The sequence below is a fragment of the Vagococcus carniphilus genome, assembly GCF_014397115.1.
GTDB lineage: Bacteria > Bacillota > Bacilli > Lactobacillales > Vagococcaceae > Vagococcus > Vagococcus carniphilus.
This window is the reverse complement of the sequence record NZ_CP060720.1, coordinates 1,511,864-1,527,528: the sequence shown is the minus strand read 5'-3', so window position 1 is coordinate 1,527,528 and position 15,665 is coordinate 1,511,864. Positions and strand designations below refer to the sequence as shown.

15 protein-coding genes and 1 riboswitch are annotated in these 15,665 nt (G+C 32.6%); of the genes, 2 read left to right on the top strand and 13 right to left on the bottom strand.

The genetic code is table 11. The features are described from left to right. Positions 1–115 precede the first annotated feature (115 nt). Positions 116–246: riboswitch (FMN riboswitch) on the bottom strand. Between the two features lie 63 nt (positions 247–309). Genes H9L18_RS07530 through xerD form a run of 4 tightly spaced genes read right to left on the bottom strand, consistent with a single transcriptional unit; the run spans position 310 to position 3,310 of the window. Next, complete coding sequence (locus H9L18_RS07530) at positions 310–1,032, bottom strand: pseudouridine synthase (RefSeq protein ID WP_126793059.1); 723 nt, start codon at positions 1,030–1,032, stop codon at positions 310–312. Next, positions 1,032–1,631, bottom strand: a complete 600-nt coding sequence (gene scpB, locus H9L18_RS07525; RefSeq protein ID WP_126793057.1) for an SMC-Scp complex subunit ScpB — start codon at positions 1,629–1,631, stop codon at positions 1,032–1,034. The genes H9L18_RS07530 and scpB overlap by 1 nt, the downstream gene beginning before the upstream one ends. Positions 1,632–1,643: 12 nt before the next feature. Further along, positions 1,644–2,396 (bottom strand): segregation/condensation protein A, encoded by a 753-nt coding sequence (locus tag H9L18_RS07520; protein ID WP_126793055.1) that lies wholly within the window; start codon positions 2,394–2,396, stop codon positions 1,644–1,646. A gap of 20 nt (positions 2,397–2,416) precedes the next feature. Next, complete coding sequence (xerD, locus tag H9L18_RS07515) at positions 2,417–3,310, bottom strand: site-specific tyrosine recombinase XerD (RefSeq protein ID WP_126793052.1); 894 nt, start codon at positions 3,308–3,310, stop codon at positions 2,417–2,419. Positions 3,311–3,469: 159 nt separating this feature from the next. Here xerD and H9L18_RS07510 point away from each other — a divergent pair, with 159 nt between their 5' ends. Together H9L18_RS07510 and H9L18_RS07505 are read left to right on the top strand one after the other, a co-directional pair. Continuing rightward, positions 3,470–4,216, top strand: a complete 747-nt coding sequence (locus tag H9L18_RS07510; protein WP_126793050.1) for a hypothetical protein — start codon at positions 3,470–3,472, stop codon at positions 4,214–4,216. A gap of 15 nt (positions 4,217–4,231) precedes the next feature. Then, the gene (locus H9L18_RS07505) at positions 4,232–4,807 is read left to right on the top strand and encodes a DNA-3-methyladenine glycosylase I (RefSeq protein ID WP_126793048.1); all 576 of its coding nucleotides are present in this window, start codon (positions 4,232–4,234) and stop codon (positions 4,805–4,807) included. Positions 4,808–4,823: 16 nt separating this feature from the next. On the opposite strand, the gene fur is transcribed toward H9L18_RS07505, so the two are convergent. The 9 genes from fur to dnaE form a co-directional block, all read right to left on the bottom strand. After that, a complete protein-coding gene (gene fur, locus H9L18_RS07500) occupies positions 4,824–5,279 on the bottom strand; it encodes a ferric iron uptake transcriptional regulator (RefSeq protein WP_126793046.1) in 456 nt (151 codons plus the stop codon). A gap of 109 nt (positions 5,280–5,388) precedes the next feature. After that, the gene (locus H9L18_RS07495) at positions 5,389–6,258 is read right to left on the bottom strand and encodes a CvfB family protein (RefSeq protein ID WP_126793044.1); all 870 of its coding nucleotides are present in this window, start codon (positions 6,256–6,258) and stop codon (positions 5,389–5,391) included. A 49-nt stretch (positions 6,259–6,307) separates the two neighbouring features. After that, entirely contained in the window at positions 6,308–6,856 is a 549-nt protein-coding gene (locus H9L18_RS07490; RefSeq protein WP_126793041.1) for a GNAT family N-acetyltransferase, read from the bottom strand. A 15-nt stretch (positions 6,857–6,871) separates the two neighbouring features. Further along, a complete protein-coding gene (locus H9L18_RS07485; protein WP_185847454.1) occupies positions 6,872–7,207 on the bottom strand; it encodes an AzlD domain-containing protein in 336 nt (111 codons plus the stop codon). Then, on the bottom strand, positions 7,194–7,910 hold the full coding sequence (locus H9L18_RS07480) for an AzlC family ABC transporter permease (protein ID WP_126793039.1): 717 nt from the start codon (positions 7,908–7,910) through the stop codon (positions 7,194–7,196). The genes H9L18_RS07485 and H9L18_RS07480 overlap by 14 nt, the downstream gene beginning before the upstream one ends. 41 nt (positions 7,911–7,951) lie before the next feature. Continuing rightward, positions 7,952–9,157, bottom strand: a complete 1,206-nt coding sequence (locus tag H9L18_RS07475) for an MFS transporter (RefSeq protein WP_126793037.1) — start codon at positions 9,155–9,157, stop codon at positions 7,952–7,954. Positions 9,158–9,255: 98 nt separating this feature from the next. Continuing rightward, positions 9,256–11,010 (bottom strand): pyruvate kinase, encoded by a 1,755-nt coding sequence (gene pyk / locus H9L18_RS07470; protein WP_126793035.1) that lies wholly within the window; start codon positions 11,008–11,010, stop codon positions 9,256–9,258. Between the two features lie 54 nt (positions 11,011–11,064). Then, positions 11,065–12,027 (bottom strand): 6-phosphofructokinase, encoded by a 963-nt coding sequence (gene pfkA, locus H9L18_RS07465; protein WP_126793033.1) that lies wholly within the window; start codon positions 12,025–12,027, stop codon positions 11,065–11,067. Between the two features lie 203 nt (positions 12,028–12,230). Then, positions 12,231–15,554, bottom strand: coding sequence for a DNA polymerase III subunit alpha (dnaE, locus tag H9L18_RS07460; protein ID WP_126793030.1), 3,324 nt, complete (start codon positions 15,552–15,554; stop codon positions 12,231–12,233). Between the last annotated feature and the right edge of the window lie 111 nt (positions 15,555–15,665).

The window sequence follows — 15,665 nt, the reverse complement described above, 5'->3', positions numbered from 1 at the left end:
AAGGATCATCTTCAGACATATCAAGAACAAATAAAAAAACTGCCTTCTTGTCTCATCACTCACGTGAGCGTACGACAAAAAAACAGTGCATTATCTGATCACATTCTCAAATAAGCCCTATCTTCTTTACTCCAGACTCTAACTGTCGGTACTGGAATTACACCAGTTCGGCTAAACGAAAAAATCCATTTAGTTCGTGGACTATTACCACCGGTCGGGAATTACACCCTGCCCGTGAAGACGACCTTTTTTTATTTTTATACTTACATTATATACAAAAAACATAAGATTTCAAATCTTTTTGTTTTTTTATTTTCCTTTAGCTTCAACCAATAACTGGCTAACTTCTTTTTTGCTTAGTTCTCGATATTGACCTGACATTAAACCTAGCAAATTCAAGCTACCAACTTTTTCACGTTTTAATTTTAATACAGGTAAGCCAACTGCTTCAAACATTTTTTTAACTTGATGATTACGTCCTTCATGGATAATTAATTCTACAATGCTAGTTCCTTTAGCTCTATCAGAAGATAAAATCTTATATTTAGCTGGAGCTGTTTTTCGTCCATCTATTACAACACCTCTTCTAAAAACTCTCAAATCTTCAGGAGTTGGATTGCCTTTTATTTTAGCAACATATGTTTTTTCAATTTCATGCTTAGGATGAGCTAAGACATTAGCAAAATCACCATCGTTTGTCATTATTAATAAACCAGAAGTATCATAATCTAAACGCCCTACTGGGAAAATACGTTCACTGATACCTGTAAAATAGTCATTAACTACTTTACGATTCTTATCATCACTTACTGCTGATATAACACCTCTTGGTTTATAAAAAGCGAAATAAACAGGTTGTTCTTGATAAATAGGAATACCATCTACTTCAATTCTGTCTCCGCTAACTACTTTGACGCCTAGTTCAGTTACTTTTTTACCATTAACTGATACTCTTCCTTGAAGTATCATCTCTTCTGACTTTCTTCTTGAGGCTACACCTGAATGTGCCATTACTTTTTGTAATCTTTCCATTAATTCTCATCCTGTTCTTCTATTTTTTCAAACTGATCTTTAAAACGATCAAAAAACAAATCATTTGGTATTTCTTTTTCAGACATTTCTTCGAGCTGTGTCACAGCAGGTAACTCATCAATTGATTTCAATCCAAAATAATCAAAAAAGTAAGGTGTTGTTCCATAAAGAATAGCACGTCCTGGACCTTCAACACGGCCTTTTTCTTCAATTAAACGTCTTGCTACAAGCTTTTGAACTGATCCTGACGATTGAACTCCTCTTAACTCTTCTATCTCCGCTCTTGTAATAGGTTGTTTATAAGCAACTATTGATAAAGTTTCTAAAGCTGCTTGCGATAAATTTTGATTAATAGATGATTGCGCGTAATATTTAAGTAAAGATGCAAATTCTTTTTTAGTACTTAATATAAAACTTTCTCCAACTTCTAAAATAGTAAAGGCACGCCTGTTATCATCTTGGTATTCTTGTTTCATTTGAATGAGACAATCATAAGTTGTTGCTGTCGGTAAATTAACCATATGCCCCAATTCATTCAGCGTTAACCCTTCATCACCAGCAACAAAAAGAAGTGCCTCTATTTTACTAAATACTTCCATTTCTAACCCTCTTTAAACTTCTTTTTTTCGATATAGCACAATTGGTTCTTCTGCTCTTGCTTGTTTAGCAATAATTTCTCCTGATTTAATTAATTCAAGAAGTGCCATAAACGTTGTAACAATTTCATTTCTAGTGTACAAGTAAAATAATGACTCAAAGGCCATGCCATCTTTTTTATCAGCATAAAACATCTTAGTCATAATTTCTTTTACCTTATCTTCTATCGTGAATTCCTCTGAAATAATACTTGCTGAATCAGGCCCTAACTCTCTTTGACGATTCATTATGTCACTAAATGCTAAAAATAAATCGATTGTTGTAATTTCGTTTGGTTCTAGTGGTATAACCTCTTCTTTATAATTTGAAAGATCCGTCGCCTCTTTAGTGTAGTATTTTCCTCGTTCAGTTTCTTTTTCCTTTAGAACTCCTGCTGCATATTTATATTTACGATACTCTAATAACTGAGCAACTAATTGTTCCCTTGGATCGATTTCATCTGCAAACTCACTATCATCATTATATTCAAGTTCAACTTTAGGTAATAACGTTTTACTCTTAATTGCCATAAGAGTAGCTGCCATAACAATATACTCACCAGCAAGCTCTAGGTCAAGTTCCTTCATTGAGCGAATATAAATCATGTATTGTTCAGTTATCTCAGAAATTGGAATATCATAAATATCTATTTCTAATGTTTTAATCAAATGAAGGAGCAAATCTAATGGTCCTTCAAATATTTCTAATTTTACATTCAATTCTTTCATCTTTATATCCTTTTCTATTGCTAAGCTCTTGGAAAATAAGTTTTATAAACATCAGCCATTCTTTTTTTGCTAATGTGCGTATAAATTTGAGTGGTTGAAATATCAGCATGACCCAACAACTCTTGAACGACTCTTAAATCAGCACCATTTTCTAACAAATGGGTTGCGAAACTATGACGCAGCGTATGTGGTGTTACTTCTTTTTCAATTCCAGCTTCTACTACATAAACTTTTAAGTTTTTCCATATTCCCTGTCTTGAAAAGCCTTCTCCCTTATAATTGAGAAATAAAAAAGGAGGATTTTCTTTAGTATTCTTTGCATTTAATTCAGGGCGAGATTTTTCTAAGTAAATTTCAATCCATTTAATAGCAACGTCTCCAAGTGGAATAATTCTTTCCTTATCCCCCTTACCTAATGTTTGAAGCAATCCTAATGACAAATGCAAATCATCTAATTTTAATGTGATCAACTCAGTTACTCTGAGTCCTGTTGCATACATCACTTCAAGAATAGCTCTATCTCTAATACCTAAAACAGTTGATGTGTCAGGAGATTCAATAATTTTTTCTACCTCTTTAATGGATAGTGTTTTAGGTAATGTTTGAACTTTTTTAGGTGTGTCTATATGTTGCATTGGATCATTATCGGTAAATCTTTCTTGTCTCAAAAATTGATGGTACTTTCTTAATGTTGAAACCATTCGAATAATGGTAGCAGATGATTTATTTTCATTTCTTAATTTTTCTAGAAAATCCAAAACGATATAACGATCGATTTCTTCTAAGGTTGATATATTTCTTTCCTTTAAAAAAAGATCATATTGTTTTAAGTCTCTTCTATAGCTTTGAATGGTATTTTCAGATAATCCCCGTTCTATTTTTAAAAAATGTAAATATTCTTCTATTTCATTCATTTCACTAAGCACCTCTCTTGCCGAACTCTATTTTAGCAGTTTTTAGTTTTGAATACTATTATTATGTTAACTATTTTTCATTTTAACTAAATTCACATAGACTTTTTTTTCCGAAGATTATACAATAGGTATATTGCAAAAGAAGGGGTGTGATAATACTTGTTACCAAAACAAAGTGATTACGAAAATCTTCACTTGTTTCCAATTATTAAAGTTAATAATGAAAACTATTTCAAACAATTAAATCAATATTTTGAAGAAAAAAAAATCTTTTTTAAGATTTCTATTATTCTAGATTTTCCGATTATATTAGTATTATCCGTTTTCGGTACTCTACACTTTAAAACCCCTTGGTGGACATTCTTTATTTTCTTTATCATTATTTTTATTATTAGTTTTTTTATCATCTGTCTACCGGTTTATGCCTCTTTAACTAAATCAATCAAAGAAAAAGAAAAAAAACTTTTTAATGATGTCGATGAGCATTTAACTGAACTGGCAGGTCAAAACTACTTTTCAAAAGAATCTAAAGCAAAAAGATTATTAAATCAAGAGTTTGAACTGGTTAAAATTCAACCTTTATCTTCAAATAGAATTAATCAGATATTAAGTAATCAAAAATTAGCCACTCAAAAAATCACTTTTTCTGATAAAAAAACGAAACAGGTTGTAAAAGAAACTACGATATTTTTTGAAGACAGGCCTCTGAAACCTGTCGCTCTTGCTACCATTAATTTTTTAGGTAAGGATAAAACTCTATCTATCCAAGCTCAAGTTCCTATTGAGTATGAGTTGGTTCACGGATTAGTTAGTGAACAACTTGTTTATTTTGATAAAGATGATTATTTAGTTAATCCTATTGTTTACATTGACACACAACATTTTAATGAACTATATCAAGCTTAATAAAGGAGAGTTTTTATGACAGAAGAAATATGTCCGTGGGCACTACGTAGTGAATTAGAACTAGAGTATCATGATAAGGCATGGGGATTTCCTTTACATGATGACGCTATGCTTTTTGAAATGCTTGTTCTTGAAACGATGCAAGCTGGGTTAAGTTGGACTACCATTTTAAAAAAACGTGAAGGTATGAAACAAGCCTTTGATCAATTTAATCCAACGATTATTCAATCTTATCAAGCAGATAAAATAGCGGAATTATTGCAAGATGAATCGATTATTCGTAATAAACTGAAAGTTAACGCAACTATTAGTAATGCTGCTGCTTTTTTAGCAGTTCAGAAACAACATGGTAGTTTTGATTCTTTCATTTGGTCTTACGTAGATAATCAACCCATTCAAAACAAATTCAAAGCAATCGAAGAAGTACCCGCTCATACACCACTGGCTGAAAAAATATCAAAAGATTTAAAAAAATTAGGATTTAAATTTATCGGACCAACAACTGTTTATGCTTTTATGCAAAGCATCGGTATGGTAAATGATCATTTAATAACTTGTCCGATACATCAAAAAGCAGCAACTCATGTTTAAATGAATTGCTGCTTTCTTATTTTGCTTCAGATTGACATTTGCTACAAACACCGTGAAAAGTTAATCGATGATCTGTCACTTTAAACTTAAAACGATTCTCAACGATTTGTTCAACCTCTCCTAGCAAATCTTCTTCAATTTCTTCGATATCACCACATTCTAAACATAACAAATGATGATGGAAGTGCTTAGCTCCTTCTTTTCTCATATCATAACGAGCTAAACCATCCGTAAAACTGATTTTATCTAAAACTTTTAATTCCGTTAGCATTTCTAATGTTCGGTAAACAGTCGCTAAACCGATATCTGGGGCCTTTAACTTAGCTAGCATATAAATTTCTTCTGCTGATAAATGATCCTTTTCATTTTCAAGTAATACCAAGACAGTCGTTTCTCTTTGTGGTGTTAGTTTATAACTAGCATCATGAAGTCTTTTTTTTATTCGAGTTAATGACTCTGTTGTATTTTCCATGAATGCTTTACACTCCTTTTTATAATCATTATAATTTACTATTTCAATTGTAAAAAAACATATTATATAAATTATAATTTATATAAATCGGAATTGCAACGATTCTCAATTAGATTTCTTCTTTTTTAATTAAGACTGTCCATCCATCTTCTTGTTTAATCATTTTTTCTTTCATTAAAGAACCTAAAGCACGTTTAAATTGGCCTTTGCTGATTGCAAATGTTTCTTGAATTGACTCTGGTGTTGATTTATCAGAAAATGGAATTTTACCTTCTTCTGATCTTTCAAGAAAAGTTAAAATCATTTGAGCGTCAGAAGATATAACTTCATAACCTCTTGGTTTTAAAGAAACATTTAACATACCGTCTGGTCTAACCCCAATAACACGGCCTGAAACTTTCTCACCTAAACGAGGTTCTTCAAATCTCTCAGAAGGATGAATAAAACCAATATAACGTTCATCTGTTATAAAAAATGTTCCGACTAGTTTCAAACGATAAACAATCCCTGAAACATTTTTGTTATGCATCTCTTCTTTTGTTCCAGCTTTAGACATAGCTAAAAAATCAACATCTTCTGCTAAAGAAGCCCATACACGATCTTTCTCATCCGTTTTTAGACTCACTAATAATTGATCTCCCTTTTTAGGCCATAACTGACGCATCTCAGGTAGTTCATCTAAAGAAACAACTATTTCCTTATCCTTCAAACCAATATCAACAAACACACCTAAATCTTTTCGTGACGCTATTACTTCTGCAAAATCTTGATGGTCTTTTCTTACTGATGGAATTTTTGTTGTAAAGATATTTTGTTGCTTTTGATTTTGGTAGCCAAAACCTTCAAGCATAGCTCCAATCTCTTTTTCACCTTCTGATTTATCTAGTAAAAAAGTTATACCATTTTTTTGAACAAAATAACTTTTATCATTCTCATCAAAAATCATGCCATGCCAGACACTTCCTAGTAATTCATTCATTCTTTCTACACCCTTTCAAATTCAATTTAGTATACCATAATCTAGAAAATTAATATGGAATTACCTGTAAATTTGGTGAAGTTTGCTGATAAATCATCAACATTTCCTTTAATAATTCTTTTTCAGATAAAGTACTATCATCAAATGTAAAAATATTAAATTCCACATCACCTAAAACAACACTAGTCTCTCTTTTTTTCATTCCATTTTTTTGATAAAACGAAAGTCTTCTTGTTCTTATTTCTTTTTCGATTTTATCCTTTGAAAAATCAGGATCTTCTGATTCAAGAATAATTTCTTTTACTTTTGGATTTTCTTTCAACCAATCTAGTAATTGACTCCCATAACCTTTACCTCTAATATCACTAACAACTGCTAAATAATCTAATATTTGAACTTCTGGATGTACCCAACTGAAACAAGCGTAAGCTCTAATCTCACCATCTTCTTCCATCACCACACAAGCATATGTCCCTCTTTGAAAAGACTTCTGAATTGTCTCAATATCTTTTAATTCATTTTCTGGAAAATCATTTACCATATACTGATAATAAATTGATTCAAACTCTGTTTCTGATAAATTTCTAAAAGTCATCATCGTATCAACTCCTTCTTAAAACAATCCTATGTACCGTATAAGTCCCATTGTAACAACCCCAACTATAACCGTCCACATTAAACTTTTTGTGATAAAACCAACGATAATTGTTGGTAAACTCGCTAGTAGATTTTCAATATTAATTGTTGTCATTTTATTTTCATTTACAACTAGCAAGCTTTGAATAAAAAGGGCTGTTAAAATACACATCGGAATGTATGACATAAACTGTTTTGCTTTATCAGAAAAAGTTACTTTTTTACTAAAAATAAACGGTAGGATTCTAGGTAGCCATGTCACAATCCCACAACCAATAATTGCTAATAAAATACTAAAATTAATGTTTGTCATCTGTCATCGCTCCTATCATACAACCTATCAATGTTGCTGCTAATACACTTAATTCAATCGACAATACGTGAGATAAAAGATACAGACTAATAGCAACACTTAACATGACCATTAAAGTTGCTTTAGTTCTAACTTTTAATGGATATTCTATCTGTAAAATAATTAACCCGATAAACATAGCAACAAGGGCATAGTCTAATCCTAAACTTTGAGGATCCGGAATAACGTTGCCCAAAATAGCACCTAATAAAGTTGATAGAATCCAAACAAGATAAGCTGTTATATTTAAACCGTTTACCCAACTAAAGGAGACTTGCTTTTCTTTTAAAACTGCTGTCATCAAAACACCATATGACTCGTCTGTTAACAATGTTCCTATGCCGATTGATTTTAAAAGAGAGGTTTCTTTAAAATACTCAGCAACTGACATACTCATTAAAAAATGACGTAAATTCACTAAAAAAGTTGTAAAAACAATAGCAGATATAGGTGCTCCACTAACAAGCATACCTGTAATAATAAATTGTGAACTTCCTCCGTATACAATAACTGACATTAATACAACTGACAAAATTGATAGTCCTGAGCTTTTACCGACAATACCACAAGCTATCCCAATTCCCACATAACCAAGTATAGTTGGTACACAAGCTATAAAACCATCTTTAAATGTGACGTACCCCTTTGAATAAGATGATTCCATCTAAATTCCCCCTTAATTAACAGATAGAAAAAAAGAAGGTATTAACCTTCTTTTAACTCTTCTGGTGATGGCTCTTTCTTCCACATTAAGGCTAAAAAGCTGGTAATTAACAAAACAGCTGAAGAGACATAATAAGGTAAAAAGTGATTCATATCAAATAAAAATCCTGAAGCCATCGGTCCTAAAATATTTCCAAAACTAGTAAAAGTTGAATTCAAACCATTTACAGTTCCTTGTTTATCACCAGCATGTCTTGATAGATATGTTGTAATTGCTGGCCGAACTAAATCAAATGCTAAAAAGACAATAAACGTTGAAATAATAACAACCCAATTATTATTGGTAAATGCGATTACACCAACAAATATTGCACTTGCAAAAAAGGCAATTCGAATTAATCCAACTTCTCCAACCATTCGAATAATTGAATCAAAAAATACGATTTGGCAAACAAGAGCTAAACTACCACTCACTGTAATAATCATCGCAATTTCAGTAGTCGAAAAGCCAAAATTGATAACTGCCATAATGCTATAAATAGACTCAAACGCTTGTAATCCAAATGATGAAATTAAAATAACAACAAATGGGAATGTGAAGACAGGATTTTTAATAATTTCTTTAAAAGATCCCTTCGAACTCACTTGACCGTGCATTAATTTCTTATTTGGCTCTTTCAAAATAAACACAGCCAAAAGACAACCAAAAAAGCCCAATGCAGAAGCAACAAAAAAAGGAACCCGCATACCAAAGTGGGCAATAAATCCTCCTAAACCAGGACCTATTATAAAGCCTCCACTGATAGCTGCTGACACCAATCCCATCGCTTTAGGTCTTTCTTCAATTGTTGTTACATCAGCTACATACGCTGTTACAGATGGCATAATCAGTGCTGCAGCAATACCACCAATCGCTCTTGAAAAATAAAGCCAACCTACTGTATGCCCTAATCCAAATATAAGTTCAGAAATAGAGAAAATCAACATTCCGACTGATATTAATTTTTTTCTTCCAACTCTATCTGAAATATGCCCAGCTATTGGAGATGCTATCAATTGAGCTATAGCAAAAACTGATACCAACATTCCCATTGTTGAACCTGATAGATGCATGGTTTTTTGAAGTAGCGGCATAACAGGAATAACTAAACCAACACCCACAAAAACAATAAACAAATTCATAATAGCTAAATAAAGCATGCTATTCTTATTTTTCATATTCTCCCTCCTTAAAACTTCAGTCCAGATTATTCTACACTATTCCCTCTCATAAAAGCTATTATTTTTGACTAAAAAAAAAGAAAAAGGGAAATATTTCCCTTTTTCTCTTAAATAATCGAGACTAATTAGAAAGCTGTTTCGCCTTCGTAAATAGTACCTTGGCGAGGATCAACCGTAATTGTTACACCATTGTTAATAACTTCAACAGCGTCTTTTGCACCAACAATTACAGGAATTCCTTCAGCAATCGCAACAACTGCTGCATGAGAGGTTAATCCACCTTCTTCAACAACTAAAGCTGATGCTTTTTCAATAGCTGGCATGTAATCTTTGTCCGTTGTTTTAACAACTAAGATTGCACCGTTTTCCATTGTATTAACAGCATCTTTTGCACAATTAGCAACAACTGATTTACCCGAAACAGATACATCACCAATACCTTGGCCACTTGTTAATTTAGAACCAATTAATTGGATCTTCATTAAGTTAGTTGTACCTTTTTCACCGATAGGAGCTCCAGCTGTAATAACGATTAAATCGCCATCTTTAGCAAATCCAGCATCTTTAGATACTTCAGTTGCTAAAACAAACATATCGTCTGTATTAGTTGGTTTTTCAGCAACTTCTGGGAATACTCCCCAGTTTAATGCTAAGCTTCTTGCTGCTCTATCTGTAAATGTTACAGCAACAATGTGTGCTTTTGGACGATATTTAGAAATCATACGAGCTGTATGACCTGAATCTGTCGCTGCTACAATTGTTTGGATACCTAAGTTTTTAGCTGTATGTCCCACTGCTTGACCAATTGATTCAGTCATATCAGCTTTTTTATATAATTTAAGAGCGTATGCATCTCTGTCAGTTAACACGCCTTCAGTACGAACAGCAATGTTATGCATTGTTTTAACAGCTTCTACTGGATAATCACCGGCAGCTGTTTCACCTGATAACATAATAGCGTCTGTACCATCATAGATTGCGTTAGCCACGTCACTTGCTTCTGCACGTGTTGGACGTGGGTTATGTTGCATTGAATCTAACATTTGAGTTGCAGTAATAACTGGTTTACCTAATGCATTACATTTTTTAATCATTTCTTTTTGAACAACCGGTACATCTTCAGTTGGAATTTCAACACCCATGTCACCACGAGCAACCATTAAACCATCAGAAACTTTTAAGATATCATCTAAGTTATCAATACCTTCTTGGTTTTCAATTTTAGAAATAATTTGAATATGAGTCGCGTTTTCGTCTTCTAAAATTTTAGTGATTTCTAAAACATCGCTTGGACGACGAACAAAACTTGCTGCGATAAAGTCAACATCATTTTCAATACCAAAACGAATGTCGGCTGCATCTTTATCAGTGATACCTGGTAAGTTAATGCTTACGTTAGGAACGTTAACACCTTTTTTATTTTTTAGAACACCTTCATTTAATACTTTTGTAACTAATTCATTGTTAGCTTTATCAATTTCAATAACTTCTAAATCAATTAAACCATCATCTAAAAGAATATGACTACCAACTTCAACGTCATTAATTAATTCCGCATAAGTTACTGAGAATTTTTCTTTTGTTCCTTCTACTTCTTCCATTGCAATACGTACAACGTCTCCAGTAGAGAATTCAACTAAACCATCTTTCATGTTGTTAGTTCTGATTTCTGGTCCTTTTGTATCTAATAAAAGAGCGACAGTTTTACCTGTAATTTTAGCAGCTTCACGAATATTTTTAATTCTAGCGCCATGTTCTTCAAAATCACCATGTGAGAAGTTTAAACGAGCAACGTTCATGCCGTTATTCATTAACTCAACTAAAGTTTCAACCGTTTCACTTGCTGGTCCTATCGTACAAACAATTTTTGTTTTTTTCATTAAAAAACGCTCCCTATATTTATATTTATTTTAAATAATTTAAACTAAATTAGTTTAGAAAGAAATTTGATGATTTAAGTCATATAGACTTAAGTCTGGTCGGTGTTTTTTCGTTTCTAATGTTTCAACAATGTCATTAGCAACCAATTCATTGTTAAGAAGGCCAACACATAGACCGCCTCTACCTTCTTTAAGTAAATCAACAGCGTATCCACCGAATTTACTTGCTAAAACTCTATCTCTAGCTGTTGGAGATCCACCACGAACAATATGTCCTAAAACTGAAACTCTTGCATGGAAGTCACCATACTCAGCTAATTTATTAGCAAATTCATGACCTGGCATAACACCTTCAGCCAAAATAATTAAACAGTGTTTTTTCCCGCGGTCACGTCCGTCACGGATTCTATTTGCTACTTGCTCCATGTCAAATTTGTGCTCTGGGATAATAATATCATCAGCTCCACCGGCAACTCCAGCCCATAAAGCAATATCTCCCGCGTCACGTCCCATTACTTCAATGATAAATGTACGAACATGAGAAGTCGCGGTATCTCTAATTCTATCAATCGCATCTAAAACAGTATTGATAGCTGTGTCAAAACCAATTGTAAAGTCAGTTGCTGGAATATCATTATCGATAGTTCCTGGGATACCAATTGCAGGAAATCCACGTTTTGTTAATGCTAAAGCTCCATGATAAGAACCGTCCCCACCAATAACAACTAGGCCTTCAATACCAAATTTTTTCAATTGTTCGATACCTTTTAATTGACCTTCTTCAGTTGCAAACTCAGGATAACGAGCAGAGTATAAACGTGTTCCACCTCGTTGAATAATATCCCCAACATCGGGTACATCTAATTTACGAATGTCTCCGGCAACTAAACCTGCGTATCCGTAGTTGATTCCATAGACTTCCATACCTTCAAAGATTGCCTTACGTGTGACTGCTCTTACTGCAGCATTCATACCTGGTGCATCTCCACCACTTGTTAAAATAGCGATGCGTTTCATAAGCTATTCCCTCACTTCAACTAATTTGTTTTTTTCGTATTTTAAATTATGTACAAAATACTTAAATCCAAAAACATTTTACCATTCTTTGGTAAAAAAGTCTTTCATTATCCGAAAAATTCATTGAAAAATTTATGAAAATTATTAATTCGTTCACTTTGACAAAATTTCATCTTTTATATTGAGCTATTTGCCGAATCTTATTACTGAAATATAATAGTCTTATTTCCGAGTAAATTGAGAATTAAGACCTTTAATTCCTCCGAATCATCCACCCAATAAGTTTCTTCAAGCAGTATTTTTCTATGATCAAAAATTAAAATAACAGGAATAAGACCAGTATGTTTGAGCAGAATTTGTTTCACTTTATTCAATGTAAGTGTTGTTTCATTTTCAGAACCAATTCGTATATAACATTTTTTTGATTGTTCAAAAGGAAGTATATTATCTGCTAATTCTAACTTATCAGCAAGCAATTGAGGCATCTGATTGTATTTACTCTCTTCTATTTTTCCGGATATCATGTAAACAACATTTTCATCAACTTGTAAATTAAGTTTCCTAAAAAGTTGAGGAAAAACTGTTACATCAATCTCCTTAGCCCCATCATTTGCTGTAAGAAAAGCCATAGCTTCCCCTTTTTTAGTACGTATTTTTTTTACCTGTGTAACATAAAGTAGAAATTGACCACTTTTTCCTACCTCTACTTCTGACAGTTCTGAAATTTGTCTGCCTTTTTTAAGTGACTCATAAGCATCAACTGGATGTCCTGAAATATAAGTTCCAAGATATTCTGCCTCTTGATTTAATTTTTCTGTTAAGGAAAAATCTGGTGTCTTTTCTTTTTTTAAACTTAGAACATCTAGTAAATCCATACTGCCACCACTATACTCAATATTTCGAATTGTGCTATCTAAGTCGACAATCAACTGCTTTCTGTTGCCGTGAAGTGAATCAAAAGCACCTATATAAATAAGAGGCAGAATATTAGCCGATTTGAGCCATTTTCCATTTATTCGAATTAAAAAGTTTTCTAAGGATGTAAACGGACCGTCCTCTTTACGAACATTGATTAGATGTTGAATAAAATCTTTTCTGATTCCTTTTAAACTTGAAAAACCAAATAAAATTTTTCCTTTACTTAAAGTAAAACTATATTCGCTTTTATTAATATCAGGTGGTAATACTTTTACTTGATATTTTTTCGCTTCATTAATGTATTCTTTTATTTTTGTTCCGTTATTTTTAACCGAATGCAATAAAGATGAAAAGAAACTTTCCGGATAATGAACTTTTAAATAAGCCATTTGATAAGCTAAAACAGAATACACAACCGCGTGTGACCTGTTAAATCCATAATTAGCAAAGTGTTCGATATAATCGTAAACTTCACTTGCTACTTGTTCGGTATACCCTTGCTTTAATGACCCTTCAATAAAATGTTTTCTCTCTGTATCTAAAACATCTTTTTTCTTTTTACTAATAGCACGTCTTAATATGTCAGCCTGTCCTAAACTAAAACCGGCCATTAAAGAAGCAACTTGCATAATTTGTTCTTGGTAAACAATGATGCCATAAGTATAATCCAGTATCCCCTTCAAATTAGCATGGGGATAAGAAATTGGCACTTTACCTTTTTTTCGATCAACAAATAAATCAATATTCTGCATAGGTCCTGGTCGATAAAGAGCATTAACAGAAGCTATATCTTCAATAGAAGATGGTCCCAATTTTCTAAGAACTTTTTTAATACCTTCTGATTCAAATTGGAAAATCCCAACTGTTGCACCCCTTTTAAAAAGATCCAAAGTCTCTGGATCATCTAAGGGTATCTTTTCTAAATCAATTTTTTCTTTGTAAACATACTCAATGGAATCTATTGTATTTCCAATAATGGACAAATTTCTAAGTCCAAGAAAATCCATTTTAAGTAACCCAATAGCTTCTACATCTCCCATTGCAAATTGAGTCAACGGAATTCCATTTGATCCCGTTTGAAGTGGAACAAAATTAGTTAACTCTTGGTCACTAATTACCACACCTGCCGCATGAGTTGAAACATGCCTTGGTAATCCTTCAATTCTTCTCGCTGTATCAAATAGCAAACGATTCTTTTCGGAATGCTCTACTAACTCTCTTAATTTTCTAGAGTCTTTATAGGCTTGATCCAATGTTATTTTTAATACGTTTGGAATAGCATTCGCCCAACTGTTAGCTTCACTTTGTCTTAATCCAAAAACACGACTAACATCTCTTAAAGCCATTTTAGCAGCTAATGTTCCAAATGTCGCAATTTGAGCTACTCTATGATGACCATACTTTTGATTAACATACTGAAGTAGTTCATCACGTCGATTGTCCGGCAAGTCCATATCAATATCTGGCATTGTGTAGCGTTCTTTATTTAAAAAACGTTCAAACAAAAGTCCATACTCAATTGGATCCACATTAGTTATTCTTAATGTGTAAGATACCAATGAACCAGCTGCTGAACCACGACATGCAGTAACAATATCTTTATCTCGAGCGTATTTCATCACATCCCAAACTATTAAAAAATAGTCATCATAGCCCATCTCATGAATAACCGATAGCTCCATCTCTAATCGATCAATATAGTTAGCTTTCTGTTCTAAACCACGTTCTAATAATCCTTCATAACAAAGCTGCTTCAAATAATCAGTTGCATTTATTTGTGATTCTATTGGGAAAGCTGGAAGTAATTTTTGATTTAATTCTATCTCTGATTGGCAACGGTCAACAATTTTCCCATTGTTTTTTAAAGCTTCTGAAAGCCCAGCTTCATTAAACTGATTCTCAAAGTTATCTTTTTCTGGTAAATAGTAGGGTCCAGATATTTGTTCAAAATCGATATTAATTTGTTCTCCATTATCAATGTGACGTAAGACATCCACTGAAAAATGATCACTCGGAGTTAAATATCTAACATCTTGAAGTGCTACTAACGGTAAAGTATTTTGTTGATAATGCTCTAAGTAACTACTTCTTTTTTCTGGTTCACCTGTATTTAGTGTAACTCCTTGGTATATTGAGTTACTTGAAAAAAGATTGGTAATTTTTGTTAGTATGCTATCTGCTAACTCATCCTGCTTCTCTTTCATAAATAACCATTCATTCTTTTCCCATGGCAGAATACCAACTAGATCCTTTGTGAACTTTTCAATCGCCGAAAGATAAAAATCTTCTTTGTCGTCATATTCCATTTTTATAGTAGAAATTTTAATTAAATTTTCGTAACCTTCTTTATTTTCTGCTAATAAAATTATATTAAACTCCTCATCAGAAAATTTTTCATTTTGATAACTTAACGTCATTCCGATAATTGGTTGAATTCCTTCTTTGTGACAAGCACGATAAAACTCAACAGCTCCATGCATAGCATTTATATCTGTAATGGCTAATGCTTCATAGCCTAATTTTTTACTTTGCGAGACCAAACTGTCGATTTGATTGGTACTTTTTAACAGTGAGTAAGAAGTTAATACTTGTAATTGACCTAGACTCATTTGACCCCTCCGTTAATGTTGTTAAAGGTATTATAACACAAAAATTTTTATCCAATAAAACTCCTATCTTTGCTTTACATTTCACATTAAGATTGGTAAACTATTTCTGAA

What these genes read in the sequence shown, in the direction of transcription:
- H9L18_RS07530 (WP_126793059.1), bottom strand. Translation starts at nt 1,032, where the DNA reads ATGGAAAGATTACAAAAAGTAATGGCACATTCAGGTGTAGCCTCAAGA.
- scpB (WP_126793057.1), bottom strand. Translation starts at nt 1,631, where the DNA reads ATGGAAGTATTTAGTAAAATAGAGGCACTTCTTTTTGTTGCTGGTGAT.
- H9L18_RS07520 (WP_126793055.1), bottom strand. Translation starts at nt 2,396, where the DNA reads ATGAAAGAATTGAATGTAAAATTAGAAATATTTGAAGGACCATTAGAT.
- xerD (WP_126793052.1), bottom strand. Translation starts at nt 3,310, where the DNA reads ATGAATGAAATAGAAGAATATTTACATTTTTTAAAAATAGAACGGGGA.
- H9L18_RS07505 (WP_126793048.1), top strand. Translation starts at nt 4,232, where the DNA reads ATGACAGAAGAAATATGTCCGTGGGCACTACGTAGTGAATTAGAACTA.
- fur (WP_126793046.1), bottom strand. Translation starts at nt 5,279, where the DNA reads ATGGAAAATACAACAGAGTCATTAACTCGAATAAAAAAAAGACTTCAT.
- H9L18_RS07495 (WP_126793044.1), bottom strand. Translation starts at nt 6,258, where the DNA reads ATGAATGAATTACTAGGAAGTGTCTGGCATGGCATGATTTTTGATGAG.
- H9L18_RS07490 (WP_126793041.1), bottom strand. Translation starts at nt 6,856, where the DNA reads ATGATGACTTTTAGAAATTTATCAGAAACAGAGTTTGAATCAATTTAT.
- H9L18_RS07485 (WP_185847454.1), bottom strand. Translation starts at nt 7,207, where the DNA reads ATGACAAACATTAATTTTAGTATTTTATTAGCAATTATTGGTTGTGGG.
- H9L18_RS07480 (WP_126793039.1), bottom strand. Translation starts at nt 7,910, where the DNA reads ATGGAATCATCTTATTCAAAGGGGTACGTCACATTTAAAGATGGTTTT.
- pyk (WP_126793035.1), bottom strand. Translation starts at nt 11,010, where the DNA reads ATGAAAAAAACAAAAATTGTTTGTACGATAGGACCAGCAAGTGAAACG.
- pfkA (WP_126793033.1), bottom strand. Translation starts at nt 12,027, where the DNA reads ATGAAACGCATCGCTATTTTAACAAGTGGTGGAGATGCACCAGGTATG.
- dnaE (WP_126793030.1), bottom strand. Translation starts at nt 15,554, where the DNA reads ATGAGTCTAGGTCAATTACAAGTATTAACTTCTTACTCACTGTTAAAA.